This window comes from Streptomyces sp. NPDC044719 (genome assembly GCF_056433405.1).
Map to the genome: position 1 here is coordinate 345,170 of NZ_JBWKHE010000006.1, position 22,214 is coordinate 367,383.

24 protein-coding genes and 2 tRNA genes are annotated in these 22,214 nt (G+C 68.4%); 3 read left to right on the top strand and 23 right to left on the bottom strand.

The window, feature by feature from the left end; translation table 11 throughout:
• Positions 1-90 precede the first annotated feature (90 nt).
• The 5 genes from AC07DF_RS25120 to AC07DF_RS25140 all read right to left on the bottom strand — a co-directional run bounded on the left by AC07DF_RS25120 (position 91) and on the right by AC07DF_RS25140 (position 6,543).
• Positions 91-1,110: a rod shape-determining protein gene (locus AC07DF_RS25120; protein ID WP_121888712.1), complete on the bottom strand. Its 1,020-nt coding sequence runs from the start codon at positions 1,108-1,110 to the stop codon at positions 91-93.
• A gap of 265 nt (positions 1,111-1,375) precedes the next feature.
• A complete protein-coding gene (gene ndk, locus AC07DF_RS25125; protein WP_184592637.1) occupies positions 1,376-1,789 on the bottom strand; it encodes a nucleoside-diphosphate kinase in 414 nt (137 codons plus the stop codon).
• Between the two features lie 65 nt (positions 1,790-1,854).
• On the bottom strand, positions 1,855-2,211 hold the full coding sequence (locus tag AC07DF_RS25130) for a DUF4233 domain-containing protein (protein WP_478975471.1): 357 nt from the start codon (positions 2,209-2,211) through the stop codon (positions 1,855-1,857).
• Between the two features lie 5 nt (positions 2,212-2,216).
• Positions 2,217-3,740 carry a bifunctional tetrahydrofolate synthase/dihydrofolate synthase gene (folC, locus tag AC07DF_RS25135; protein WP_478975474.1) on the bottom strand — a complete coding sequence of 508 codons (1,524 nt, stop codon included), beginning with the start codon at positions 3,738-3,740 and terminating at the stop codon, positions 2,217-2,219.
• Between the two features lie 172 nt (positions 3,741-3,912).
• A complete protein-coding gene (locus AC07DF_RS25140; RefSeq protein ID WP_478975477.1) occupies positions 3,913-6,543 on the bottom strand; it encodes a valine--tRNA ligase in 2,631 nt (876 codons plus the stop codon).
• A 139-nt stretch (positions 6,544-6,682) separates the two neighbouring features.
• Between AC07DF_RS25140 and AC07DF_RS25145 the strand changes: the two genes are divergently transcribed.
• Positions 6,683-7,645 (top strand): hypothetical protein, encoded by a 963-nt coding sequence (locus tag AC07DF_RS25145; protein WP_478975480.1) that lies wholly within the window; start codon positions 6,683-6,685, stop codon positions 7,643-7,645.
• 84 nt (positions 7,646-7,729) lie between these two features.
• On the opposite strand, the gene clpX is transcribed toward AC07DF_RS25145, so the two are convergent.
• From clpX to AC07DF_RS25170, 5 genes are all read right to left on the bottom strand, one after another.
• The gene (clpX, locus tag AC07DF_RS25150) at positions 7,730-9,016 is read right to left on the bottom strand and encodes an ATP-dependent Clp protease ATP-binding subunit ClpX (protein ID WP_010041898.1); all 1,287 of its coding nucleotides are present in this window, start codon (positions 9,014-9,016) and stop codon (positions 7,730-7,732) included.
• Positions 9,017-9,196: 180 nt separating this feature from the next.
• Complete coding sequence (locus AC07DF_RS25155; RefSeq protein ID WP_478975484.1) at positions 9,197-9,904, bottom strand: ATP-dependent Clp protease proteolytic subunit; 708 nt, start codon at positions 9,902-9,904, stop codon at positions 9,197-9,199.
• Positions 9,905-10,013: 109 nt separating this feature from the next.
• Positions 10,014-10,619, bottom strand: coding sequence for an ATP-dependent Clp protease proteolytic subunit (locus AC07DF_RS25160; RefSeq protein WP_248501432.1), 606 nt, complete (start codon positions 10,617-10,619; stop codon positions 10,014-10,016).
• Between the two features lie 358 nt (positions 10,620-10,977).
• Entirely contained in the window at positions 10,978-12,366 is a 1,389-nt protein-coding gene (gene tig / locus AC07DF_RS25165) for a trigger factor (RefSeq protein ID WP_478975487.1), read from the bottom strand.
• A 202-nt stretch (positions 12,367-12,568) separates the two neighbouring features.
• Positions 12,569-12,645, bottom strand: a tRNA-Pro gene (locus AC07DF_RS25170).
• Positions 12,646-12,808: 163 nt separating this feature from the next.
• Between AC07DF_RS25170 and AC07DF_RS25175 the strand changes: the two genes are divergently transcribed.
• Positions 12,809-12,882 (top strand) — tRNA-Gly (locus tag AC07DF_RS25175).
• A gap of 66 nt (positions 12,883-12,948) precedes the next feature.
• Here the strand turns inward: AC07DF_RS25175 and AC07DF_RS25180 are convergent.
• From AC07DF_RS25180 to AC07DF_RS25235, 12 genes are all read right to left on the bottom strand, one after another.
• Positions 12,949-14,118, bottom strand: a complete 1,170-nt coding sequence (locus AC07DF_RS25180) for a tyrosine-type recombinase/integrase (protein ID WP_478975490.1) — start codon at positions 14,116-14,118, stop codon at positions 12,949-12,951.
• A complete protein-coding gene (locus AC07DF_RS25185) occupies positions 14,118-14,330 on the bottom strand; it encodes an excisionase family DNA-binding protein (RefSeq protein WP_390981202.1) in 213 nt (70 codons plus the stop codon). The genes AC07DF_RS25180 and AC07DF_RS25185 overlap by 1 nt, the downstream gene beginning before the upstream one ends.
• On the bottom strand, positions 14,323-15,717 hold the full coding sequence (repSA, locus tag AC07DF_RS25190; RefSeq protein WP_478975495.1) for a replication initiator protein RepSA: 1,395 nt from the start codon (positions 15,715-15,717) through the stop codon (positions 14,323-14,325). The genes AC07DF_RS25185 and repSA overlap by 8 nt, the downstream gene beginning before the upstream one ends.
• A 4-nt stretch (positions 15,718-15,721) precedes the next feature.
• On the bottom strand, positions 15,722-15,910 hold the full coding sequence (locus tag AC07DF_RS25195) for a hypothetical protein (RefSeq protein ID WP_478975498.1): 189 nt from the start codon (positions 15,908-15,910) through the stop codon (positions 15,722-15,724).
• A 5-nt stretch (positions 15,911-15,915) separates the two neighbouring features.
• Positions 15,916-16,095, bottom strand: a complete 180-nt coding sequence (locus AC07DF_RS25200) for a hypothetical protein (RefSeq protein WP_478975501.1) — start codon at positions 16,093-16,095, stop codon at positions 15,916-15,918.
• 92 nt (positions 16,096-16,187) lie between these two features.
• The gene (locus AC07DF_RS25205; RefSeq protein WP_478975504.1) at positions 16,188-16,511 is read right to left on the bottom strand and encodes a hypothetical protein; all 324 of its coding nucleotides are present in this window, start codon (positions 16,509-16,511) and stop codon (positions 16,188-16,190) included.
• 14 nt (positions 16,512-16,525) lie between these two features.
• On the bottom strand, positions 16,526-16,711 hold the full coding sequence (locus AC07DF_RS25210; RefSeq protein WP_478975507.1) for a mobile element transfer protein: 186 nt from the start codon (positions 16,709-16,711) through the stop codon (positions 16,526-16,528).
• Positions 16,712-16,730: 19 nt separating this feature from the next.
• Positions 16,731-17,384 carry a DUF2637 domain-containing protein gene (locus AC07DF_RS25215; protein WP_478976235.1) on the bottom strand — a complete coding sequence of 218 codons (654 nt, stop codon included), beginning with the start codon at positions 17,382-17,384 and terminating at the stop codon, positions 16,731-16,733.
• A 20-nt stretch (positions 17,385-17,404) separates the two neighbouring features.
• Positions 17,405-18,226, bottom strand: a complete 822-nt coding sequence (locus AC07DF_RS25220) for a deazapurine DNA modification protein DpdA family protein (RefSeq protein WP_478975510.1) — start codon at positions 18,224-18,226, stop codon at positions 17,405-17,407.
• 12 nt (positions 18,227-18,238) lie between these two features.
• On the bottom strand, positions 18,239-18,418 hold the full coding sequence (locus AC07DF_RS25225; protein WP_478975512.1) for a hypothetical protein: 180 nt from the start codon (positions 18,416-18,418) through the stop codon (positions 18,239-18,241).
• Between the two features lie 74 nt (positions 18,419-18,492).
• A complete protein-coding gene (locus tag AC07DF_RS25230) occupies positions 18,493-19,836 on the bottom strand; it encodes an FtsK/SpoIIIE domain-containing protein (protein WP_478975515.1) in 1,344 nt (447 codons plus the stop codon).
• Between the two features lie 2 nt (positions 19,837-19,838).
• Positions 19,839-20,171, bottom strand: a complete 333-nt coding sequence (locus AC07DF_RS25235; RefSeq protein WP_215121412.1) for an SCO3933 family regulatory protein — start codon at positions 20,169-20,171, stop codon at positions 19,839-19,841.
• Between the two features lie 190 nt (positions 20,172-20,361).
• Between AC07DF_RS25235 and AC07DF_RS25240 the strand changes: the two genes are divergently transcribed.
• Positions 20,362-21,120, top strand: a complete 759-nt coding sequence (locus AC07DF_RS25240) for a GntR family transcriptional regulator (RefSeq protein WP_478975519.1) — start codon at positions 20,362-20,364, stop codon at positions 21,118-21,120.
• Here the strand turns inward: AC07DF_RS25240 and AC07DF_RS25245 are convergent, their stop codons facing one another.
• Complete coding sequence (locus AC07DF_RS25245; RefSeq protein ID WP_478975522.1) at positions 21,121-21,738, bottom strand: nuclease-related domain-containing protein; 618 nt, start codon at positions 21,736-21,738, stop codon at positions 21,121-21,123. It lies immediately after the preceding gene.
• Between the last annotated feature and the right edge of the window lie 476 nt (positions 21,739-22,214).

The window sequence follows — 22,214 nt, forward strand, 5'->3', positions numbered from 1 at the left end:
AGGGGCTGCTTTGTGGGAGCTTATGCCTCTATATCAACGATCCGCCGCACGAGAGGAGATCGTCCCGTACGGCGGAATCGAAGAGTTATGTCATCTGCGCGGCTGGGCGTCCAGCACCTGCTGGAGTGCCTCGAACTCCTCGACGCACTTACCGGAACCGAGCGCCACGCTGTCCAGCGGATCCTCGGCGATATGGATCGGCATGCCGGTCTCCCGGCGCAGCCGCTCATCCAGGCCCCGCAGCAACGCCCCGCCGCCGGTCAGAACGATTCCTCGGTCCATGATGTCGCCGGACAGCTCCGGCGGGCACTTGTCGAGGGTCGTCTTGACTGCGTCGACGATCGCGTTGACCGGTTCCTCGATCGCCTTGCGGACTTCACCGGCGGAGATGACCACGGTCTTCGGCAGCCCGGACACCAGGTCCCGGCCGCGGATTTCGGTGTGCTCGTCGGAGTCGAGGTCGTACGCCGAACCGATCGTGATCTTGATCTGCTCGGCCGTGCGCTCACCCAGCAGGAGGGAGTACTCCTTCTTGATGTGCTGGATGATCGCGTTGTCCAGTTCGTCGCCCGCCACCCGGATGGACTGGGCGGTGACGATGCCGCCGAGGGAGATGACCGCGACCTCCGTGGTGCCGCCGCCGATGTCGACCACCATGTTGCCCGTGGCCTCGTGGACCGGCAGGCCGGAGCCGATGGCCGCGGCCATGGGCTCCTCGATGATGTGCACCTGGCGGGCGCCGGCCTGGGACGACGCCTCGATGACGGCGCGGCGCTCGACGCCGGTGATGCCCGAGGGCACACAGACGACGACCCGCGGACGAGCCAGATACCGCCGCTTGTGGATCTTCAGAATGAAGTAGCGGAGCATCCGCTCGGTGATCTCGAAGTCGGCGATCACGCCGTCCTTCAGAGGACGTACGGCAACGATGTTGCCGGGCGTGCGCCCGATCATCTTCTTCGCTTCGGCCCCGACCGCGAGGATGCCACCGGTGTTGGTGTTGATCGCGACGACGGACGGTTCGTTGAGTACGATCCCGCGACCCCTGACGTACACCAGCGTGTTGGCGGTCCCGAGGTCGACAGCCATGTCACGGCCGATGAACGACATTGAGTTCCCCATCAGGATTCGTCTGGCCTTCCCACTAGCTTTTGAGGGCTTATCAGGTAGGCAAAGGTGGGTGCTGTGACGTGAAGGCTTCCATCGTAGACGCGCCTTCGCGAACACTGCGGGAGGGTCTCCGCCAATGTCAGCAGATGCTGTGCGGGTTCGCTTGTGGAGACGGGCGTTCGGGGGCGATCGTTCCCTCGATCGGCACGTATATGCCAGGAAAGTCCGGGAGCGGCGCTCCCGGACTTTGCTCGCCCTTCGCGCTTTAGGCGCGACCCGGGAAGAAGATCTTCACTTCACGCTCGGCGGACTCCTCCGAGTCCGAGGCGTGGATCAGGTTCTCGCGGACGATGACGCCGTAGTCACCGCGGATGGAACCGGGCGCGGCGGCGATCGGGTCGGTCGGGCCGGCGAGCGCGCGCAGTCCCTCGATGACCCGCTCACCCTCCACGATCAGCGCCACGACCGGGCCGGAGGCCATGAACTCCACCAGCGGCTCGTAGAAGGGCTTGCCCTTGTGCTCGCCGTAGTGCTGCTCCAGCGTGTCCTGGTCCAGGGTGCGCAGCTCCAGCGCGGTGATCCGCCAGCCCGCCTTGCGCTCGATGCGGCCGATGATCTCGCCTGTCAGGCCACGCCGGACGGCGTCGGGCTTGAGCAGGACGAGGGTGCGCTGGGTCACGACGGGCTCCTTATGCGTCAAGGTTTTACGGAAAGACGAGATTACCCGGCGTGTCGGGGCGCTCGTTACGCAGCGTCAGGTGTGGACGAACTCGCCTGGGCCGCGAATCTCGCCTTGGCCTCGTCCACCTTCCGCCCGTAGTGCACGGACGCCCACCACAGGGCCGCGAAGATCGCGCCAAGGAAGAACATGATCGGCACGACGAAGCCCGACGCGACGAGCGCGAGCTGCAGCGCCCAGCCGAGCACGACCCCGCCGGGGCGCGTCAACAGTCCGCACAGCACCAGGCACAGGAACATCGCGACACCGCTGACCGTCCACACCGTCGCCATGGACAGATCGGGATCCTTCATGGCGACCAGACCGGCGAAGCCGATGACGAAGAACTCGCCGATCAGGGTCGAGGAACAGAGGGTACGCACGGGTCTCAGCCCTTCCCCAGGAGCAGTCGGGCCTCGCCGACGGTGATGACGGAACCGGTGACGAGCACACCGCCGCCGGCGAACTCGCCCTCCTCCTCGGCCAGCGTGATCGCGGCCTCCAGCGCGTCGGGCAGCCGCGGCTCGACCTGGACGCGGTCGTCGCCGAACACCTCGACGGCGATACCGGCCAGCTCGTCCGCGTCCATCGCGCGGTGGCTGGAGTTCTGGGTGACCACGACCTCGGCGAACACCGGCTCGAAGGCCTCCAGCAGCCCGCGCACGTTCTTCTCGCCGCTCGCGCCGACGACGCCGATGAGACGGCTGAACTGGAAGGCCTCCCCGATCGCCTCGGCCGCCGCCCGGGCACCCGCCGGGTTGTGGGCCGCGTCGAGCACGACGGTGGGCGAACGCCGCACGACCTCGAGCCGGCCCGGCGAGGCCACAGCCGCGAACGCCTTGCGGACGGCGTCCAGGTCCAGCGACTCGGCCCGCTGCGCGCCGACCCCGAAGAACGCCTCGACGGCGGCGAGCGCGACGGCCGCGTTGTGCGCCTGGTGCGCGCCGTGCAGCGGCAGGTACACCTCCGGGTACTCGCCGCCCAGGCCACGCAGGGTCACCAGCTGCCCGCCGACGGCCACCTGCCGGTCGACGACGCCGAACTCCAGCCCCTCCCGGGCCACGGTCGCGTCCACCTCGACGGCCTTCTTCAGCAGCACCTGCGCCGCGTCGACCGGCTGCTGCGCCATGATGACCGTCGCACCCTGCTTGATGATGCCGGCCTTCTCCGTGGCGATCTCGGCGTGCGTCGAGCCGAGCCGGTCGGTGTGGTCGAGGTCTATGGGCGTGACGACCGCGACGTCACCGTCGATCACGTTCGTGGCGTCCCAGGAGCCGCCCATGCCGACCTCGACGACCGCGACATCCGCGGGCGCGTCGGCGAAGGCCGCGTAGGCCATGCCGGTGAGCACCTCGAAGAAGGACAGCCGGTACTCCTGCTGCGCGTCGACCATCTCGATGTACGGCTTGATGTCCTGGTACGTCTCGATGAACCGCTCGGCGGAGATCGGGGCGCCGTCCAGGCTGATGCGCTCCGTGATCGACTGCACGTGGGGCGAGGTGTAGCGGCCGGTGCGCAGCTCGAAGGCGCCGAGCAGGGCCTCGATCATGCGGGCGGTGGAGGTCTTGCCGTTGGTCCCCGTGATGTGGATCGACGGGTACGACCGCTGCGGCTCGCCCAGCACGTCCATCAGCGCGGCGATCCGGCTGACGGAGGGCTCCAGCTTGGTCTCGCCCCAGCGCGTGGCGAGCTCCGCCTCGACCTCGCGCAGGGCCTTGTCCACCTCGGGGTCGGCGGGCCGGGTGGGGATGTCGGCGTCGGGCGGGCCGCCCTGGGTGCGGAGGGTTCGGCTGCCGGCCTCGATGACCGCGAGGTCGGGGTCGCGGGTGGTCTCCTCCGCGATGATCTCGTCGAAGCTGTCGAGGGGGTCGGGCTGGTCGTCGGCGTTGTGGTCTGGAGGGAGCTCGCTCACGGGGCCCAGTCTACGGAGGGGCAGTGACATTGTTCGCTGTGGGCGGGTGCGGGTCCGTGGGGGCTGGTCGCGCCCACGCGGCGGAGCCGCATATCGATACAGCCCCGCGCCCCTGACCACGTGGAGGCCCCGGCGCCGAGCAGCACCGGGGCCTCCACGACCGTACGAACCCTTACGCCTGCGGCAAGCGATCCAGCTGTGCCTGGATCCGGGCGATGTCCTCCTCCGCCTTGGCGAGGCGGGTGCGGATCTTGTCCACGACGTGGTCGGGTGCCTTTGCCAGGAACGCCTCGTTGCCGAGCTTCCCGGTCGCCTGGGCCTTCTCCTTCTCCGCCGCCGCGAGGTCCTTTGCCAGGCGCTTGCGCTCGGCCGCGACGTCGATCGTGCCGGAGAGGTCGAGGGCGACCTCGGCACCGGCGACCGGGAGGGTCGCCGTGGCCGTGAAGGCGTCGCCCTCCGGCTGGAGCCGGAGCAGCTGCCGGATGGCGGCCTCGTGGGTCGCGAACGGCGTGCCGTCCAGCGTCAGCCGGGCCGGAACCCGCTGGCCGGGCTGGAGGCCCTGGTCGGCGCGGAAGCGGCGGACCTCGGTGATGACCGACTGGAGCGATTCGATCTCCCGTTCGGCAGCCGTGTCCCGGAAGCCGCTGTCCTTCGGCCACTCGGCGATGACGACCGACTCGCCGCCGGTGAGCGTGGTCCACAGGGTCTCGGTGACGAAGGGAACCACCGGGTGCAGCAGCTTCAGCGTCACGTCGAGGACCTCGCCGAGAACGCGCTTGCTGACCTCGGCCGCCTCACCGCCCGCCTGGAACGTCGTCTTGGACAGCTCGACGTACCAGTCGAAGACCTCGTCCCAGGCGAAGTGGAACAGGGCGTCGGACAGCTTCGCGAACTGGTAGTCCTCGTAGAACGCGTCGACTTCGGCGACGACCGAGTTGAGCCGGGACAGGATCCAGCGGTCGGTCGGCGACATCTTCGAGGCGTCCGGCAGCGGGCCGTCCACCGTCGCGCCGTTCATCATCGCGAAGCGCGTCGCGTTCCAGATCTTGTTGGCGAAGTTGCGGGACCCCTGGACCCAGTCCTCGCCGATCGGGACGTCGACGCCGGGGTTGGCGCCCCGGGCCAGGGTGAAGCGCAGGGCGTCGCTGCCGTACTTGTCCATCCAGTCCAGCGGGTTGACCGCGTTGCCGAAGGACTTCGACATCTTCTTGCCGAACTGGTCGCGGACCATGCCGTGCAGGGCGATGGTGTGGAACGGCGGGGTGCCGTCCATCGCGTACAGGCCGAACATCATCATCCGGGCGACCCAGAAGAAGAGGATGTCGTAGCCGGTGACCAGGACGGAGTTCGGGTAGAACTTCGCGAGCGACTCGGTCTGTTCGGGCCAGCCCATCGTGGAGAACGGCCACAGGCCGGAGGAGAACCAGGTGTCGAGGACGTCGGTGTCCTGACGCCAGCCCTCGGCCTCGGTGCCGGGCGGCTCCTCGTCGGGGCCGACACAGACGACCTCGCCGTTCGGCCCGTACCAGACCGGAATCCGGTGACCCCACCACAACTGCCGCGAGATGCACCAGTCGTGGAGGTTGTCGACCCAGTCGAAGTAGCGCTTCTCCATCTCCTGCGGATGGATCTTGACGCGCCCGTCGCGGACCGCGTCACCGGCGGCCTTGGCGAGCGGGCCGACCTTGACCCACCACTGCATGGACAGGCGCGGCTCGATGGTGGTCTTGCAGCGCGAGCAGTGGCCGACGGAGTGGACGTACGGCCGCTTCTCGGCGACGATCCGCCCTTCGGCGCGCAGGGCCGCGACGATCGCCGACCGCGCTTCGAGCCGGTCCAGGCCCTGGAAGGGGCCATGTGCCGTGATGACCGCGTGTTCGTCCATGATCGTCAGCGCCGGGAGGTCGTGGCGCTGGCCGATCTCGAAGTCGTTCGGGTCGTGCGCCGGGGTCACCTTGACGGCACCGGTGCCGAACTCCGGGTCGACGTGCTCGTCGGCGACGACCGGGATGGAGCGGTCGGTCAGCGGCAGCTTGACCAGCTTGCCGATCAGGTGCTTGTACCGCTCGTCCCCGGGGTGAACGGCGACGGCCGTGTCACCGAGCATCGTCTCGGCGCGGGTCGTGGCGACGACGATCGTCTCGTCCCCGTCGCCGTACTTCATGGAGACGAGCTCGCCGTCGTCGTCCTGGTACTCCACCTCGATGTCCGAGATGGCCGTCAGACAGCGCGGGCACCAGTTGATGATGCGCTCGGCACGGTAGATGAGCTCGTCGTCGTAGAGCCGCTTGAAGATGGTCTGGACGGCCTGGGACAGGCCCTCGTCCATGGTGAAGCGCTCACGCGACCAGGCGACGGCGTCACCGAGGCGGCGCATCTGGCCGCTGATCTGGCCGCCGGACTCGCCCTTCCACTGCCAGACCCGCTCGACGAAGGCCTCACGGCCCAGGTCGTGCCGGGACTTGCCCTCCTTGGCGAGCTCCCGCTCGACGACGTTCTGCGTGGCGATACCGGCGTGGTCCATGCCGGGCTGCCAGAGCGTCTCGTGCCCCTGCATGCGCTTACGGCGCGTCAGCGCGTCGATGAGGGTGTGCTCGAAGGCGTGCCCGAGGTGCAGGCTGCCCGTGACGTTCGGCGGCGGGATGACGACGGTGTACGGCGGCTTGTCGCTCTTCTCGTCCGCCTCGAAGTAACCCCGCTCTACCCAGCGCTCGTACAGCGGCCCCTCTACGTCGGCCGGCGCGTACTGGGTCGGCAGGTCGGTGCTGGGCGCTGGTGGCTGCTGCTGAGCGTTCTCGGTCACGGGGGTCAGTTTAGAGGTGTCACTCCCCCGTCCCGAAACGCGTTTCCCTTTGTAACGGTGGCGACCCCGATGCCATGCACACGACGGGTCTGCGCCAGGATGTCTGGAACACATAAGCATCTGGAGGGGAACCCAGAACATGAGTTATAACCAGCCGGGCCCGTACGGCGGGCAGCAGCCTCAGCAGCCCGGTCCGTACGGCCAGCCGGGCCCGTACGGCCAGCCGCCGCAGGCTCCCCAGCCCGGCTACGGCTACCCCCAGCAGGCCCCTCCGCCCCAGCCCGGCTACGGCTACCCGCAGCAGCCCCCGCAGGGCGTCCCGCCCCAGGGCGGCCCCTACGGCCAACAGCCCCCGTACGGCCAGCAGCCGCCCTACGGTCAGCAGCCCCAGTACGGCGTCCCGCAGCCCCCGGCGCCGGGCGGCGGCAAGAAGAAGACGGGCATCATCCTCGGTGCGGTGGCCGTGGTCGCCGCTATTGGTGTGGGCGCGTACTTCGTCATCGGCGGGGGTGGTGGCGGTCTGGAGGACGACGGGCCGCACAAGATCGCGACGCCGGCGAAGGTCCTCAGCGAGTACAAGCGCATCACGAAGGACGGGCAGACGGTCGGCGACGACACGACCAAGGAGCTCGAGAAGAGCGGCGTCAAGAACGGCAAGTCCGTGGTGGGCTCCTACTCCACGGCGGACATGAGCAAGTACGACCCCGACGACCCGTCCTCCGCCGCCCAGATGGCAACGGCCAAGGGCGTCACGTTCGTAGGCGTCTACGGTGAGATCTCCGACCCCGAGGCGGCGCTGGACCTGTTCTTCGCCAACTTCAAGAAGTCGTCCGAGGAGGGTTCCTCCGGCAGCAGCGGCAGCAAGACCGAGCTGCTCGGCGAGCCCGAGGAGGCTGAGCTCGACGGCGCGATCATGAAGTGCCAGGCGGCCAAGGGCCAGGACCTGGCGACCAAGAAGGAGAAGACCGACTGGTTCTGCGCGTGGGCCGACTACAGCACGGTCACCATGGTGTCGCCGGGTGAGGTCAGCGGGAGCATCTCCAAGGACGTCGCGATCGACATCACGACCAAGCTCCGCCCGGAGATCCGCGTCGCGTCCTGACGACGCTCAACGGACAACAGGAAGGGCCCCGGTCGACCGACCGGGGCCCTTCCTTACGTCTGCTGCGTCACGCGGTCTGCTGCGTCACGCGGTCTTCTGCTCCCCCGGCCCCCGCCCCCGCGCATCCCGCGGAATCAGCGTCGGGTTGACGTTCGACTGGACGACGTCCGCCGTGATGACGACGCGGGCGACGTCCTTGCGGGACGGGACCTCGTACATCACGCCCTGGAGGACCTCCTCCATGATGGCGCGCAGGCCGCGCGCGCCGGTCTGGCGGAGGATCGCCTGGTCGGCGATGGCCTCGAGGGCCTCACGCTCGAAGTCCAGCTCCACACCGTCGAGTTCGAAGAGGCGCTGGTACTGCTTGACGAGCGCGTTGCGCGGCTCGACGAGGATCTGCAGCAGGGCCTCGCGGTCGAGGTTGTGAACCGAGGTGATGACCGGGAGCCGGCCGATGAACTCGGGGATCATGCCGAACTTGACCAGGTCCTCCGGCATGACCTCCTGGAACTGGTCCTTGGACTCCATCTCGCGCTTGGAGCGGATCTGCGCGCCGAAGCCGATGCCCTTGGCACCCGCCCGGGACTCGATGATCTTCTCGAGGCCGGCGAAGGCACCGCCCACGATGAACAGCACGTTCGTCGTGTCGATCTGGATGAACTCCTGGTGCGGGTGCTTGCGGCCGCCCTGCGGCGGTACCGAGGCGGTGGTGCCCTCCAGGATCTTCAGCAGGGCCTGCTGTACGCCCTCGCCGCTCACGTCGCGCGTGATCGACGGGTTTTCACTCTTCCTCGCGACCTTGTCGATCTCGTCGATGTAGATGATCCCGGTCTCGGCCTTCTTGACGTCGTAGTCGGCGGCCTGGATCAGCTTGAGGAGGATGTTCTCGACGTCCTCGCCGACGTATCCCGCCTCCGTCAGCGCCGTGGCGTCGGCGATCGCGAAGGGGACGTTCAGCATGCGCGCGAGGGTCTGCGCGAGGAGGGTCTTGCCGGAGCCCGTGGGGCCGAGGAGGAGGATGTTGGACTTCGCCAACTCGATGGCGTCGTCACGGCCGTTCGCCCCGCCGTTCTCACCGGCCTGGACGCGCTTGTAGTGGTTGTACACCGCTACGGAGAGGGCCTTCTTGGCGGCCTCCTGACCGACCACGTACCCCTCGAGGAACTCGTAGATCTCGCGGGGCTTCGGGAGTTCCTCCCAGCGCACCTCGCTGGTCTCCGCGAGCTCTTCCTCGATGATCTCGTTGCAGAGGTCGATGCACTCGTCGCAGATGTACACACCGGGCCCTGCGATGAGCTTCTTGACCTGCTTCTGGCTCTTGCCACAGAACGAGCACTTGAGCAGATCGCCGCCGTCACCGATGCGTGCCACGGTGTGCTTCCCCTTCGCCTGGGAGACGACTGGACGTCCACGTCCAGCGGCTCCTGGTGCAGCCTTATGTCCGACGGTACCTTGCCGGGCCCCTCGTTCGGGCCCCCCTTGGCGCGGTTCACTTTGACGTGGACCGTGCCAAACCGTGCCAAGGGGCGGCAGACGATACAGCCTCTCGCCTCAGCGCAGGCTCGAGTTGTCCATCTTCCGAGTGGTGATGATCTGGTCGATCAGTCCGTAGCTCAGCGCGTCCTCGGCCGTGAGGATCTTGTCGCGCTCGATGTCGTCACGGATCTTCTCGACCGGCGTGGTGGAGTGCTTGGCCAGCATCTCCTCCAGCTGCGAGCGCATCCGGAGGATCTCGTTCGCGGCGATCTCCAGGTCGGACACCTGACCGCGGCCGGTCTCGCTGTACGGCTGGTGGATCAGCACGCGCGCGTTCGGCAGGGCCATGCGCTTGCCCGGCGTACCGGCGGCCAGCAGGACGGCGGCGGCGGAGGCGGCCTGGCCCATGCAGACCGTCTGGATGTCCGGCTTCACGTACTGCATCGTGTCGTAGATCGCGGTGAGCGCCGTGAAGGAGCCGCCGGGGCTGTTGATGTACACCGAGATGTCACGGTCGGGGTCCATCGACTCCAGGCACAGCAGCTGCGCCATGACGTCGTTGGCGGAGGCGTCGTCGATCTGGACGCCGAGGAAGATCACGCGCTCCTCGAAGAGCTTCGCGTACGGGTCGTACTCGCGGATGCCCTGGGAGGTGCGCTCGACGAAGCGGGGGATGACGTAGCGGGACTCGGCCTGCGGGCCGGTGTAGCGGCCCTGTGAGGCGCTCATGTCCTGCACGGCGTGCATACGGTCGTAGATCCCGCTGCCGGGGAACTGGTTCACGGTGTCTCCTGAAAAGGGCTGAGGCGGTCGGCTGGGGCTGTCTGGGGTCGCTGGGGCCCGGGAGGGCTCCGGGGGCCTCACGGGGCGCCACAGGCCCCGTGGGGACCTCTCAGGCCCCGGTGCCGCCGCCGCCCGGCATGCCGGCGGCCGTCGTCATCACGTCGTCGATGAGGCCGTAATCCTTGGCCTCGAAGGCGTCGAACCAGCGGTCGCGGTCCGAGTCGCGGGTGATCTGCTCGATCGTCTGGCCGGTGTGCTGCGAGGTCAGCTCGGCCATGCGCTTCTTGGTGTGCAGCAGTCGCTCGGCGTGGATCTTGATGTCCGAGGCCGAGCCGGCGAGGCCGGCGGAGGGCTGGTGGATCAGGATCTCGGCGTTCGGCAGCGCGAAGCGCTTGCCGGGGGTGCCGGCGCTGAGCAGGAACTGTCCCATCGAGGCCGCGAGGCCCATGGCGATGGTCACCACGTCGTTCTTGATGTACTGCATGGTGTCGTAGATCGCCATACCGGCCGTGATCGAACCGCCGGGGCTGTTGATGTACAGGTAGATGTCCTTGTCCGGGTCGGAGGCAAGGAGCAGCAGCTGTGCGGTGATCTTGTTCGCGATGTCGTCGTCGACCGGCTGGCCGAGGAAGATGATCCGCTCGTTGAGCAGCCGGTTGTAGACCTGGTCACCGAGGCCACCACCGATTGAAGGGTCGCCGGCGGCTGAGGGCATCAGATTCGTCACGTATCCACCTGCTCGTCTTACGACGGCGCCGGGCCGTCTCACGTTTCCCTAGGGGCTAGGAGCCGTTCGGGGACTCCACTGCCCTCGTATTCATGGACCCTAACGCGCGGGTCCCTTCGGGGAATCCCGGAGATGGGAGTGTTCGCCGGGGGCGTAGCGCGACTGGCTCCGCCGGGAGGGCCGTGCGGTCTCGTCGAGGGTGGTGCGGGAATCACCGGGCTGCGGGCGGGTGAGGGCTTGTCGCGCAGTTCCCCGCGCCCCTGAGGGCGCCGCCCCTACGGGTGACAAGAAGGCCCCGGGGTTCACAACCCCAGGGCCTTCCTACGACCTACCCGGTACCGGGGGCTCAGCCCTCGGTCTTCTCCTCGGCCGTCTCGGCGGACTCGGCCGGGGTCTCCTCGGTGGAGGCCTCGGTCTCGTCCTCTTCGTCGTCCAGGTCGACGACCTCGCCGTTGGTGTCCTTGACCGTGGCCTTCTCGACCACGACGGCCAGGGCCTTGCCGCGGGCGACCTCGCCGACCAGGAGCGGAACCTGACCGCCCTCGACGACGGCCTGGGCGAACTGGTCGGGGGACATGCCGGAGGAGGCGGCGCGCCGCATGAGGTGCTCGGTGAGCTCCTCCTGGCTGACGTTCAGCTTCTCCTGCTTGACGAGCTCGTCGAGCACGAACTGCGTCTTGATGCCCTTGACCGCGGCTTCCTTGGTCTCGGCGTCGAACTCCTCGGCCGTCTTGCCCTGGATCTCGAGGTACTTCTCGAGGTCGAGACCCATCTGGCCGAGCTGGTGGTGCTCGAGGTTGTGCTTGCGGGTGTTGACCTCGTCCTCGAGCAGCTTGTCCGGGACCGGCACCTCGACCAGCTCGAGCAGCTTCTCCAGGACGCGCTCCTGGGCCTGCGTGGCCTGGTCGTACTGCTTCATGTTCTCCAGGCGCTTGCGGCTGTCGGCCCGCAGCTCCTCGATGGTGTCGAACTCGGAGGCGAGCTGCGCGAACTCGTCGTCCAGCTCGGGCAGTTCACGCTTGGCGACCTGGGTGACCTTGACGGTGACCTCGGCCTCCTTGCCGGCCGCCGAGCCGCCCTTGAGCTCGGAGGTGAAGGTGGCCTCGCCACCGGCCTCCACGCCCTTCACGGCGTCGTCGATGCCGTCCAGCAGCTCGCCGGAGCCGATGGTGTAGGAGACGCCGTCCGCGACGCCGTCCTCGAGGACCTCGCCCTCGACCTTGGCCTCCAGGTCGATCGTCACGACGTCGCCGTCCTCGGCGGCACGCTCGACCGGGGCGGTGGAGGCGAAGCGCTCGCGCAGCTCCTCGACCGCCTTGTCGACGTCCTCCTCGGTGACCTCGACCGCGTCGACCTCGACCTCGATGCCGGAGTAGTCCGGGATCTCGATGGAGGGACGGATGTCGACCTCGGCGGTGAAGTTCAGCGTCTCGCCGTCCTTCAGCTCCGTGATGTCGACCTCGGGCTGGCCCAGCGGATTCAGCTCGGCCTCGTTGACCGCGTCGGTGTAGAACTTCGGCAGCGCGTCGTTGACGGCCTCCTCCAGCACCGCACCGCGGCCGAACCGCTGGTCGATGACCCGGGCCGGGACCTTGCCCTTGCGGAAGCCCTTCACCGTGACCTGCTGGTTGATCTTCTTGTACGCCGCGTCGAGGCTGTCCTTGAGCTCCTCGAAGGGCACCTCGACAGTGAGCCGAACCCGAGTCGGGTTCAGGGTCTCCACGGCGCTCTTCACGGTTCGGTCTCCTTGTGGCTGACTTCTTGGGTTCTGCCGGGGCCAGAGCGGCCCGGCGGATTTCGCCGCCCGGAGACTTCAGACGCTGAGACACACGGGCGTGCAGCTTGCATAGTAACGGCAGCGACTACACCGCCCAAAAGGCGATCACATGAGTGACCGGAAGGCGATCATCCGAGGTGAGTCGAGATGATCGGGTGGCTGGTCGGGGTGGCGGGATTTGAACCCACGGCCTTCCGCTCCCAAAGCGGACGCGCTACCAAGCTGCGCCACACCCCGTCTGGTGCGACACGTAGGGTACATGGCGCAAGGCCGTGCGGCCGCCGCATTTCCGCTGCGTCGGCGCCGGGGAGGTCCGGTTCCGAATGCGGTGTGCGACGAGGGCGCACGACCCGCTACGATGCTTGCGTGCCGAGGTCACCCGACCTGTGGCGCGCACCGTGCGGGCGTAGCTCAATGGTAGAGCCCTAGTCTTCCAAACTAGCTACGCGGGTTCGATTCCCGTCGCCCGCTCCATACGACTCAGGGCCAGGTCAGAGGATCATTCCTCCGCCTGGCCCTGATCGTTTCCCGGGACCGTGTTCAGTCCCCCGTGTCCCCCGCGTGCCCCTTCGGCTTTCGATCTTGCTTCTTCTTAGCCTTCCGGACCTTCTTCCGGGCCTTGTGGACGAGGCCGCTCAGCGCGTCGGCGATCAGCCGGTCACGGTCGGCGCTCGCGTGCTGATAGATCAGCGCGGCCCGGGCAGTGCTGTGACCCATGCGCGACATCAGCTCCCGCGTGCTGGCCCCGGTCGAAGCGGCGAGGGTGTTGCCTGTGTGCCGTAGATCATGGAAGTGCAGGCCCTTGATCCCGGCGTCCTCGCACGCCGTGCGCCACAGCCGGTTGAAGTGGTTCCGGCGCGGGGTCGCCCCCTTGGCACCGACGAAGACCCGGCCGTCGGCACCCGGCTCGGCGTACCGCTTCAGGTGGTCACGGATGTCCGGGATGATCGCGGCCGGGATGGACACCGTTCGCTTGCCCGCCGCGCTCTTGGGTGCCTTGATCTCGCGCTGCCCGCTGTTCAGCTCGGCGACTGCACGGCGGACGCGCACGGTGCCGTGGTCGAGGTCGATGTCCCGGCGGTGCAAGCCGATCAGCTCGCCCCAGCGCAGGCCGAGGAACCCGGCCATGAGCACGAGCGCCCGGTATCGGGGCTGGATCGCGTCGGCAAGGTCGTAGACCTCTTGCACGGTGGCGGTGGGCCGTTCGGGGGTGTGCACGGTGCTGGCGCCCTTGATGGTGCACGGATTGCGCCTGATCATCTGGTCGGCGACAGCCGTGCCCATGATCGCGCGCAGTAGCGCGTAGGCCTTGGCGACGGTCGTGGGGCCGGTGCCGGACGCGAGCTTGTCAGCGCGCCAGCGTCGCACGAGCGGGGGCGAGATCTCCGCGACGTTGACGCCCCCGAAGGCAGGTTCGAGGTGGTGCCGCAGGAGCGAGCCGTAGAGCTGACGGGTGGTGGAGGTCAGCTCTCGTTCCTTGATCCAGGCAGCGGCGTACTCACCGAACGGCACTTTCCCGGCGTCCGGGTCGTGCCAATCGCCGCGCCGCAGCTCGGTCTGCTTGTCGGCAAGCCAGTCGTCGGCGTCCTTCTTGGTGCGGAACGTGTGGGGCGCGGGGCGGAGCTGACCGTCAGGGCCGAGATAGCGAGCCTGGTAGCGGCCGGACGGGAGCTTGCGGACCCGGCCGAAGTGCCGGCGCTTCTGTGCCATCAGGCAGCCACCCCCCGAAGGGCTGCTCCACGCCGCCGCGGCTGCACGGTGTTGGCGTCGATGAACTCGCGAACCGCGCTCTCGGGTATCCGGACGTGTCGGCCCACCTTCACGTAGGTGATGCGCCGCTCTTCGATCAGACGTCGAGGGAATCGCACCGTCGTGCCGAGCAGCTCGGCAACCTGGTCGACGCTGAGGTACCGCTCATTCATGGTCGTGCTCTCCTTCCTGGCGCAGGTCTGCGAGCGCTTCGCGGGCGGTTTCGCGGTTCTGTTGGATGTCGCGGTGGATGTTGGCGGCGAGCCAGGATTCACCGGGGGTGTGGCCGTGACCGGCGTAGGTCCAGTGGGCGAGGGTGAGCGTGGTCGCGTCCTCGTCATCGGGGTCGGGTAGGCCGAGGGCTTCGCGTTGCTGGGCTGCGCGGTAGTCGGCGCGGGTCTGGCGGAGGGTTCCGAGGGTGGTGGAGTACTGGCGGGACTTGGTGGAGAAGTGGCCTCGGAAGCCGAGCATGTGAGCCCAGTCCCGGAGCTTGCGGTCCGGGTAGAGCGGGTGCAGGTCCAAGCACGCTTCGATGAGGCGGCGGGGGTGGTCGGGCACGCCGAGCAGGATCAGGGCTTCCTTGTTGCCGATGCGGCGGTCGACGGTGCCGGTGGTCTCGGCGGCCTTGGTGGCGTACTTGGCGACGTAGGAGGCGACGGCTTGTTCGGTGATCTCCTTGTCGTCGCCGAAGGCCCGGATCGTGCGAACGTCGACCTGTGTGCCCCAGCGCAGGACGCGAGCCGGTTGGTCTCCAGCCGGACTCACGTCGACCGCTACTCGAGCGGCGGCAGCGTGGATCGAATCGGTGAGCAGGTCGAGGGTCGCCCAGGACGGCGGCGGGTCGTCTGGCCCGTCGGGGCCGTCGAATCGGATCACGGCATGGAAGTGCACGCCCCCGCGCTTCTGGTACTCGGCAACCTTGCCGAAGGAGACGCGGGACTGTTCGCGGGCGTCCTTCTGCGTGAGGCCAGCCCGCTTGGCGATCTCGCGGCGCAGGTAGATCGTGAAGTAGCGCCACAGGTCGGAGGCGTGGTTGTTCCACAGCACCGCGCCCGCGTAGTCGTACGTGTCCGGGTCGAGCGGGGTGCCAAGTTCAGGCGCGTCCTCACCATGGCGGAGGCCGCAACGGCAGGGCCGGTTGCCCAGACGATTGTGGACCCGCCCGAACGACGGGGGTGTCAGGGTCGCGAAGACGCGGGGGTGATCGCGGATCGTGTGCGGCGTGCCCTTTGCGGGGTCACCGACGAGTCCAGCGCGGATGAGGTGGTAGGTGTCTCCGGCGTAGGTCCAGGCGCAGGCCGGGCAGCGGGAGGCACGACGGTTGCCGCAGGCGATCCGAAGCCGTCCGCCGGGCTCGGTGTCGGTGGAGTAGGAGTGCAGGACCTGCCCGGTAGCAGCGTCGCGGGTGACGGTGGCGCCTTGCAGGTGGATGGGGTCGGAGCAGCCGCCGGTGCGGCGGATTTGGTCTTGGATGCGGTCGAAGCCGGGAGACCCGGCCACCCTCAGCACGTCGGCGAGGGTGGCCGGGTCCAGGCCCGCCATGGTGGCGGTGTCGGTCACGCTGTCACCCCTTGGTGTGGGCAGAGCCGTGGTTGGCCTCCCAGCCCTGGACCAGGAGGCGGACCTGGGCGTCACCGGTGGCGGTGGCGCTCGCGCCGCAGTGGCACACGGCGGATCCCTGGGCGGGGGCGTTCGGGGAGGGCTTGCTGATGTGCAGGCCGGGGCGGTCCCGGGTCGGCGTGAGATCGCCCATGCCGGTCACCTCCCGGTCCGCGCGGGGGCGGAGGAGCGGCGGTGGCCGGTGCCCTGGCAGGCCGGGCAGGTGACGCACAGGGTCGCGCGGGTGCCGTCGGCGTGACGGGTGCCGGTGGTGATGGCGGCGGTGGCGAAGCCGTCGCAGTCACGGCAGAGCGGACGGTTCGAGGCGTGAGAAGGCATGATGAGTGGAGCCCTTTCGGGTCGAGAGATCTGGAAGCGGTCAGGGCCGTCCGGGGCGGCGGATACTTGGCGGTAGAGGCCGCCCCGGAGGGCTACTTGAAACGACGGCTCTTGGCCCGGCGAGGCCGGGAGCGGACCGGGTGCTTGGATGCGCGGTTGAGCGTGTAGGTGATGCCGCAGGTCGCCGACAGCACGGTGACGATGGAAGCGGCGATGACCTGGACGACGAAGGCGAGCACGAGCAGCACCACCACGGACCCGGCGGTGACCAGCAGGGTCATGACGATCGGCCCCTTGTAGGAGCGCGGGGCTTCCTGGACGATCACAACCTTGCGCACGTCGGCGCCGGGCGGGATCTGCCGGTACAGCTCGGCCGGGATGTGTCCGGCCCTGATCTGGTCCTCAGGTAACTGCATGGCGTCTCTCCGGCTCAGGCGGTGCAGCGGTGGGTGCGGGCGGCGAGTTCGGCCGCCGAGCGGTCGCCGTATTCATTGGAGAAGCCGCACTTCGGGGCGGTACAGGCGGCGGTGTGCCGGGTCTGGCCCCGGCCGTTGTTGAAGGAGCCGACCTTGACGGGACCGATGCGGATCACGTCGTAGAAGCGGTTCGGACGCATGGGTGAACCTCCTTGTGTCTCAAGCGAGTTGGGCGACAATCGCGCCAGCGAGGTCCTCAGGGACACCGAGCCGGGCGCGCAGGGTGGCGGTGTCGATGTCTGTGCCGGTGCGGGTGCGGTGGTCGGTGGCGAGCTTGCGTGCGTGGTCGATCAGCGCAGGGGGCACCGCCGGGGCGGGTGCTTCGGGCAGGGCCGGTGCGGGCTCCGGTGTGGTGATCTCCGGTGCCGGGTCGGGCTCGGGGTCGTCGACGCGGTGCGTCTCGACTTCCGGCGCGGCCGGTTCGTCCGCAGGCTGTGCAGGTGCGGCCGGTTCGGTGGGCGAGTGGACCAGCAGGGTTCCACCGAGGAAGGCCAGAGCGGGCCAGCCAGCGACGAGGATCCGCAGCCAGGCAGGCACGTCGGTCAGGTCGAGCAGTCCGGCCGTGGCGATGTTGGCGCCGAGCGACGCGGTCAGCGCGATGACGAACCAGGTCCAGGCGGAGCGGTCGCGCCGTGCGGTGCGCAACCTGCGCCAGGCAGCGACAAGGAGCAGGTCGACGGAGACCGGGTAGGCCCAGGCCTTCCATCCGGTCTGACCGGCCGCTTCGGCAAGGTCGTGCAGGTGGGCGAAGGACAGGGCACCGGCGATCACGGCTTGTACGAGGACGGCGTCCGGGCGCAGCGAGCGGGGCACAGTCTTCACCTCCCTTCGGTTCAGAACAGGGGGAGTTGCGCGTGCGGGGCGCCCGGGCTCGTGGCCGGTGCGACGGACCGCGCGGCCTTGAGAAGGACCCCGTCGCGCCAGCCCAAGGCGTAGTCGATGCAGTTGGCACAGTTCTTGTGCGTGTGGTCGGGCAGAGCGGGCCTGCGGCGGGCGTGGGAGCTCCAGGCGGCGGAATCGGCGGAGGCAAGCAGATGGCCGACCTTGGCCAGGCCGAGGGTCTTGAAGCCGAAGCCGTGCAGCTTCAGCCCGTGTGCGGCCATGGCGGTGACTATGGCGGCGCCCTCGCGAGTGGACTGCAACCGGCATACCGAGCCCAGCCCGACCGTTGGTTCCTTGCGCAGGTCGACCCCGGCCCGCTCGAACATCTCCAGGCAGCGTTCGTAGTCCGGGATGGTCCGGCCCTGGAGAACCGGGATGATCCGCAACTCAGGGGCGAGCGAGCGCAGTTCGAGGAAGTTGGCCACGGTGCGGCGCTGGTGCTCGATCACGCTCAGATGGGTGCCGACGAAGTGCTGACCGTTGAAGGTGCCGCCGTGGATGATGGCGTCCTCGCACATCCAGTCCTGCTGTGCGGCCCAGTCATAGGGGCCGACGTGCTCCCAGATGCGGCGCAGGTCATCGACGTACTGCCGGGGCGGGCGGGTCCAGGTGCCCTTGTCTTTCAGTTCCATGAAGCCGCCGGAGTCGACGGCGTAAGGGCCCTGAGCTTCGTCCCACTTGATGGCGCGGTCGAAGTGCTCGGACTTCAGGAACAGCGGCACGCCGGTCAGGCGGAGCCAGTGCCGCTTGTGGGTCGTCAGGTAGAACCGCATCTGGGAGCTCCCTCACGCATCCGGATTGGGGTCGACGCCGGTGCCCAGGCAGGTCAGGCAGAGGGCTTCCTGCCGGTCGTCGCTCACGCGCTTGCTGCGACCGCCGACCTTGAAGGACTCCGAGATCTGGCCCGTCTGGCAGTCGGGGCACGGCTTCTTGGCGGGCTTGCGGCGGGTCTTCCGTTCGGCCATGGCGTCTCCTTCGGGCATGGCTCGGGTAGGGACCTGGCGCGAAGGCGGTCGCGCCGACCGGGGAGAACAGGGGGTTACTCGGTGACGGGCTGCGGCACCCGGGGCGGAGTCGTCGGCATCGGCGGGACGATCCCCGAGCCGACCGGGCGGAACGGTGCCAGGAACGGCAGGTCCGGGGTCAGGTGGGAGAACTGCCGGCACACGGCCGCCGCCTCGTTCGGGGTGACCTTGGGGGTGCGGATGCGGGACCAGCCGCCGGAGGTGTCACCGGCCACCGCCACACCCGGACGATCGGCCTGGATGGACGTGGCCGCCAAGACGGCCTCAGGGGAGATGTCGCCCAGGCCCATGTCAGCACTGGCCTTGTCGTTGACGCGGTGCACGACCCGGCCGGTGAGCTGAGCACGCAGAGCGGTGGCACCCTTGCCCTGGTCCGAGCCGAAGCGCTGTCCGCACACCTCCAGGTAGATGCCGATCGCACGGGCCATCTGCCCAAGGCGGACCAACTGCATGACCACACGGTCACGCTCCGGCTCATCCTTCTTGGAGAGCACGAAGAACAGCTCCGCCACCTCGTCGATCAGCACGACCAGGGGCACGGGCCGGACGCGTGCGGGCAGTTCCCACATGTCCGAGACCCCGTACAGGGAGAGCAGGTCGAAGCGCTCTTCCATCTCCGCGACGAGCGCGTCTATCAGGCGCCCGGCCGAAGGCAGGTCGGTGGCCAGTGCCGACAGGCGCGGCGCGTAGCGGCCGTGCTCGACACCGCGCTTGCAGTCGATGCCGACCAGCGCGACGGGGAGCTGAGCGAGACCCTTGATCAGGTTCCGTTGGTACATGGACTTACCCGACAGCGTGGCCCCCAGCGTCAGCGCCATGGGCACCTGGCGGTAGTCCCGCTCGAACACCGTGCCGTCCTCGCACAGCGCGACCGGAACCACCAGATCACGAGGCTGCGCCTTGCGCGGCAGCGTGACCCGGGCGAGCACGTCATAGCCGGTCATCCGCAGCTCAACAAAGCCGGGCTTGGTCTCGGTGACCCGCACCGACCGGACCCCGAAGGCGTGCCGAAGCCGCTCCGACGATGCGGCGATGTCGGCGGGCTCCAGACCGGCGGGCAGCCGGAGCGTGACCCGCAGACCCGTGGTGATCGGACGGACCCGGCGAACCTTCGGCGGCACCGGGCGCACCTCGCTACGGGCCACGTTGCGCTTGACGAAGGCACGGAAGCCGGACGGCTGCACCGTCAGCCCGCACACCTCCATCGTGTTGCGGTAGGACCACGTGAACCGGCCCCAGGTGACCGGGAGACCGATCAGCGACCAGTACACGCGCGGGGCACGGACCTTGGCGTAGCCAATCCCACCGGCACCAGCCGCCGCCGTTCCCAGCTCCAGCCAGGTAGGCAGGTCAGTCATGATCAGGCCACCGTCGTGATCGCGACCGCACGGAACGAGATGCCGTGGCGCTTCTGGCCGTTGAACTCGTTCTCCCAGTCACGGGCCTTGAGACCGACCACCCGTACCGGCATCCCAGGGGCGAGCCCCTCGGGAAGGCCCGTCTCCGGAACGGTGACCTGGTACAGGTTCCCCTCCCCCTCGTCCGAGACCAGCAGACCCACGGTCGACAGCCCCACGGCGGGGTTGTCCCGGTCCACGGCCCGCTCACCGGTCTTCTTGTTGACCATCTTCGGCTCCGGCGCAGTCGCGACGAATACCACGGCGGTCGACGTGTCGATCTTGAACGACGGCATAGCTGTCCCCTCGTCTCCGAGGCCACCCCCTGTGGGCAACCTCTCTAGAGATGACTCCATGGAACAGCACATCTCTAGAGACGTCAATGCATCTCTAGAGATGTTTCAGCTTGGCTACTGAGGCGAGCCGCAGTTGTGTCGACCGACATGACTCCCCCTAAGGTGTCTAGAGAGGAAAGGAGGGATCAACATGGCCACCCAGGGCAGCGGACGCCAGCCGAAGTACCAGCGCATCGCCGACGAACTGCGGGAAGCGATCCAGGCCGGCGAATACGGCCCAGGCGATCGGCTACCAGGTGAGAACGACCTCATGGCCACGTATGACGTGGCTCGCATGACCGCGAGGCAAGCACTCGGGGTGCTCCAGAACGAGGGCTTGGCCGAGTCCCGCAAGGGCGCGGGCGTGTTCGTGCGCTCCTTCAAACCGCTCAGGCGGCGAGGCATACAACGACTGTCCCGAGACCAGTGGGGCTCTGGGCGCTCGATCTGGTCGGCGGACATTGGGGACCGCGCACTGGTCGTCGACCAGGTGCAGGTCACTGACGAGGCTGCACCCGATCGGATCAATCAGGTACTCGGCATCGAGGCCAGCGCTTCGGCTTGCGTACGGAGCCGCCGCTTCGTGCTGGACGGCAAGCCGGTCCTGCTGTCTACGTCTTACCTGCCTGCCGACCTAGTGGCCGGTTCAGCGATCACGCAGGAGGACACCGGGCCCGGCGGCACCTACGCCCGCTTGGCGGAGCTTGGCTACAAGCCCGTGCACTTCCGTGAGGAAATCCGCTCCCGGATGCCGTCACAGGAGGAAGCCAGCCGACTCCAGCTCTCTACGGGCACTCCCGTGATCATGATCTGCCGTACGGCGTTCGCGGACGAGGGGCGCCCTGTCGAGGTGAACGAGATGATCCTTGACGCCAACGCGTACGTGCTCGAGTACGACTTCGACGCCTGATCAGGCAACCCAGGTCCGAGCATCCCTCGCCACACCGTAGATGTGCGCCACCTGGTCGGCGTCGAGTATCGGCGACAGGCCCGACAAGACCCGGTCGAGATGCTCGACAGCCAGGACCAGCACCGGAGGGTTCGCGTTCTTGACCGTGAGCTTCGCTGCGTGCACCACGGAGATCACGGGGCGAACAGGCACGTCGAATTCGCAGTGTCGGGACAGGGCACGGGACACACGGCGTGCCTCGGACTGACTGACTGCGATGTGACGCTGAACGGCCCCGTTCACCGTGATCGCTGTGTCGCCGTACCAGACTGACTTGGCCCGGTGGCGTTTGGAGTTGATGGAGAAGACGCCAGCCGGGCCGATGGCAAGGTGATCAATGTCCGCGCCGGTCGCCCACTGGATGGCATGGAGGGCGAACCAGCCACGGGCCCGCAGGCTGTTCAGTCGTTTGCCGGTGATTCGCTCGCCTGTGAGGCCATCTGACCAACTACGGATCTCCGACTCAGTGCGCCAGCGATCAAGCAGTCTCAGCAGTGGGTTCGGCTGTAGCTCACGGATCTTGCGGCGCACCGCGTCGCCCGGCCGATTCCGTGCCAAGTCCTCGAATAACGGCTCCACCTTGCCCCCTCGCGCGCGGATCTCTCCCAGATCACCACGGAGGAGTGACCAGCGCCAAGGCCCGTACTGGCCATGAGCTGTTACAGGTTTCTCTACCTCATCAAGCCCCGGCTGCGCTCCGCTCCGCCGGGCGCGCTTCCCGGCTCCGCTCCGGGCGCCGCTCCTGCCTCCGGCCCGCTCCGCCCGCGCTGCGCCGACGCGCGCCCACATGTGGATAGGGCCGGAGGCCATGAGTCGATCACCGCAGAGAGCGGCCCGCGGTCAAGGCAATGCCTCCGGCGGGGGATCGGCCGGCACCGGGATGGAGGGGGCGCCGTTCCCGACCGCGGGCCCGTAGTGGCGTGCGCGGGGAGCTCCCATCCCGTCCACCGCCGACCCAGGCAGAGCCGAGCAGACGCGGCCCATGGCGTCCAGGTCGTTCGTACAGTGGCGCGCTCCACCTGGACGCCATGAACCACGCCCGCTCCATGGTGTGT

What these genes read in the sequence shown, in the direction of transcription:
- AC07DF_RS25200 (WP_478975501.1), bottom strand. Translation starts at nt 16,095, where the DNA reads ATGCCTTCTCACGCCTCGAACCGTCCGCTCTGCCGTGACTGCGACGGC.
- AC07DF_RS25180 (WP_478975490.1), bottom strand. Translation starts at nt 14,118, where the DNA reads ATGGCACAGAAGCGCCGGCACTTCGGCCGGGTCCGCAAGCTCCCGTCC.
- AC07DF_RS25235 (WP_215121412.1), bottom strand. Translation starts at nt 20,171, where the DNA reads ATGCCGTCGTTCAAGATCGACACGTCGACCGCCGTGGTATTCGTCGCG.
- AC07DF_RS25220 (WP_478975510.1), bottom strand. Translation starts at nt 18,226, where the DNA reads ATGCGGTTCTACCTGACGACCCACAAGCGGCACTGGCTCCGCCTGACC.
- AC07DF_RS25160 (WP_248501432.1), bottom strand. Translation starts at nt 10,619, where the DNA reads ATGCCCTCAGCCGCCGGCGACCCTTCAATCGGTGGTGGCCTCGGTGAC.
- AC07DF_RS25120 (WP_121888712.1), bottom strand. Translation starts at nt 1,110, where the DNA reads ATGTCGTTCATCGGCCGTGACATGGCTGTCGACCTCGGGACCGCCAAC.
- AC07DF_RS25205 (WP_478975504.1), bottom strand. Translation starts at nt 16,511, where the DNA reads ATGCAGTTACCTGAGGACCAGATCAGGGCCGGACACATCCCGGCCGAG.
- AC07DF_RS25230 (WP_478975515.1), bottom strand. Translation starts at nt 19,836, where the DNA reads ATGACTGACCTGCCTACCTGGCTGGAGCTGGGAACGGCGGCGGCTGGT.
- AC07DF_RS25210 (WP_478975507.1), bottom strand. Translation starts at nt 16,711, where the DNA reads ATGCGTCCGAACCGCTTCTACGACGTGATCCGCATCGGTCCCGTCAAG.
- AC07DF_RS25195 (WP_478975498.1), bottom strand. Translation starts at nt 15,910, where the DNA reads ATGGGCGATCTCACGCCGACCCGGGACCGCCCCGGCCTGCACATCAGC.
- AC07DF_RS25185 (WP_390981202.1), bottom strand. Translation starts at nt 14,330, where the DNA reads ATGAATGAGCGGTACCTCAGCGTCGACCAGGTTGCCGAGCTGCTCGGC.
- AC07DF_RS25225 (WP_478975512.1), bottom strand. Translation starts at nt 18,418, where the DNA reads ATGGCCGAACGGAAGACCCGCCGCAAGCCCGCCAAGAAGCCGTGCCCC.
- AC07DF_RS25240 (WP_478975519.1), top strand. Translation starts at nt 20,362, where the DNA reads ATGGCCACCCAGGGCAGCGGACGCCAGCCGAAGTACCAGCGCATCGCC.
- AC07DF_RS25145 (WP_478975480.1), top strand. Translation starts at nt 6,683, where the DNA reads ATGAGTTATAACCAGCCGGGCCCGTACGGCGGGCAGCAGCCTCAGCAG.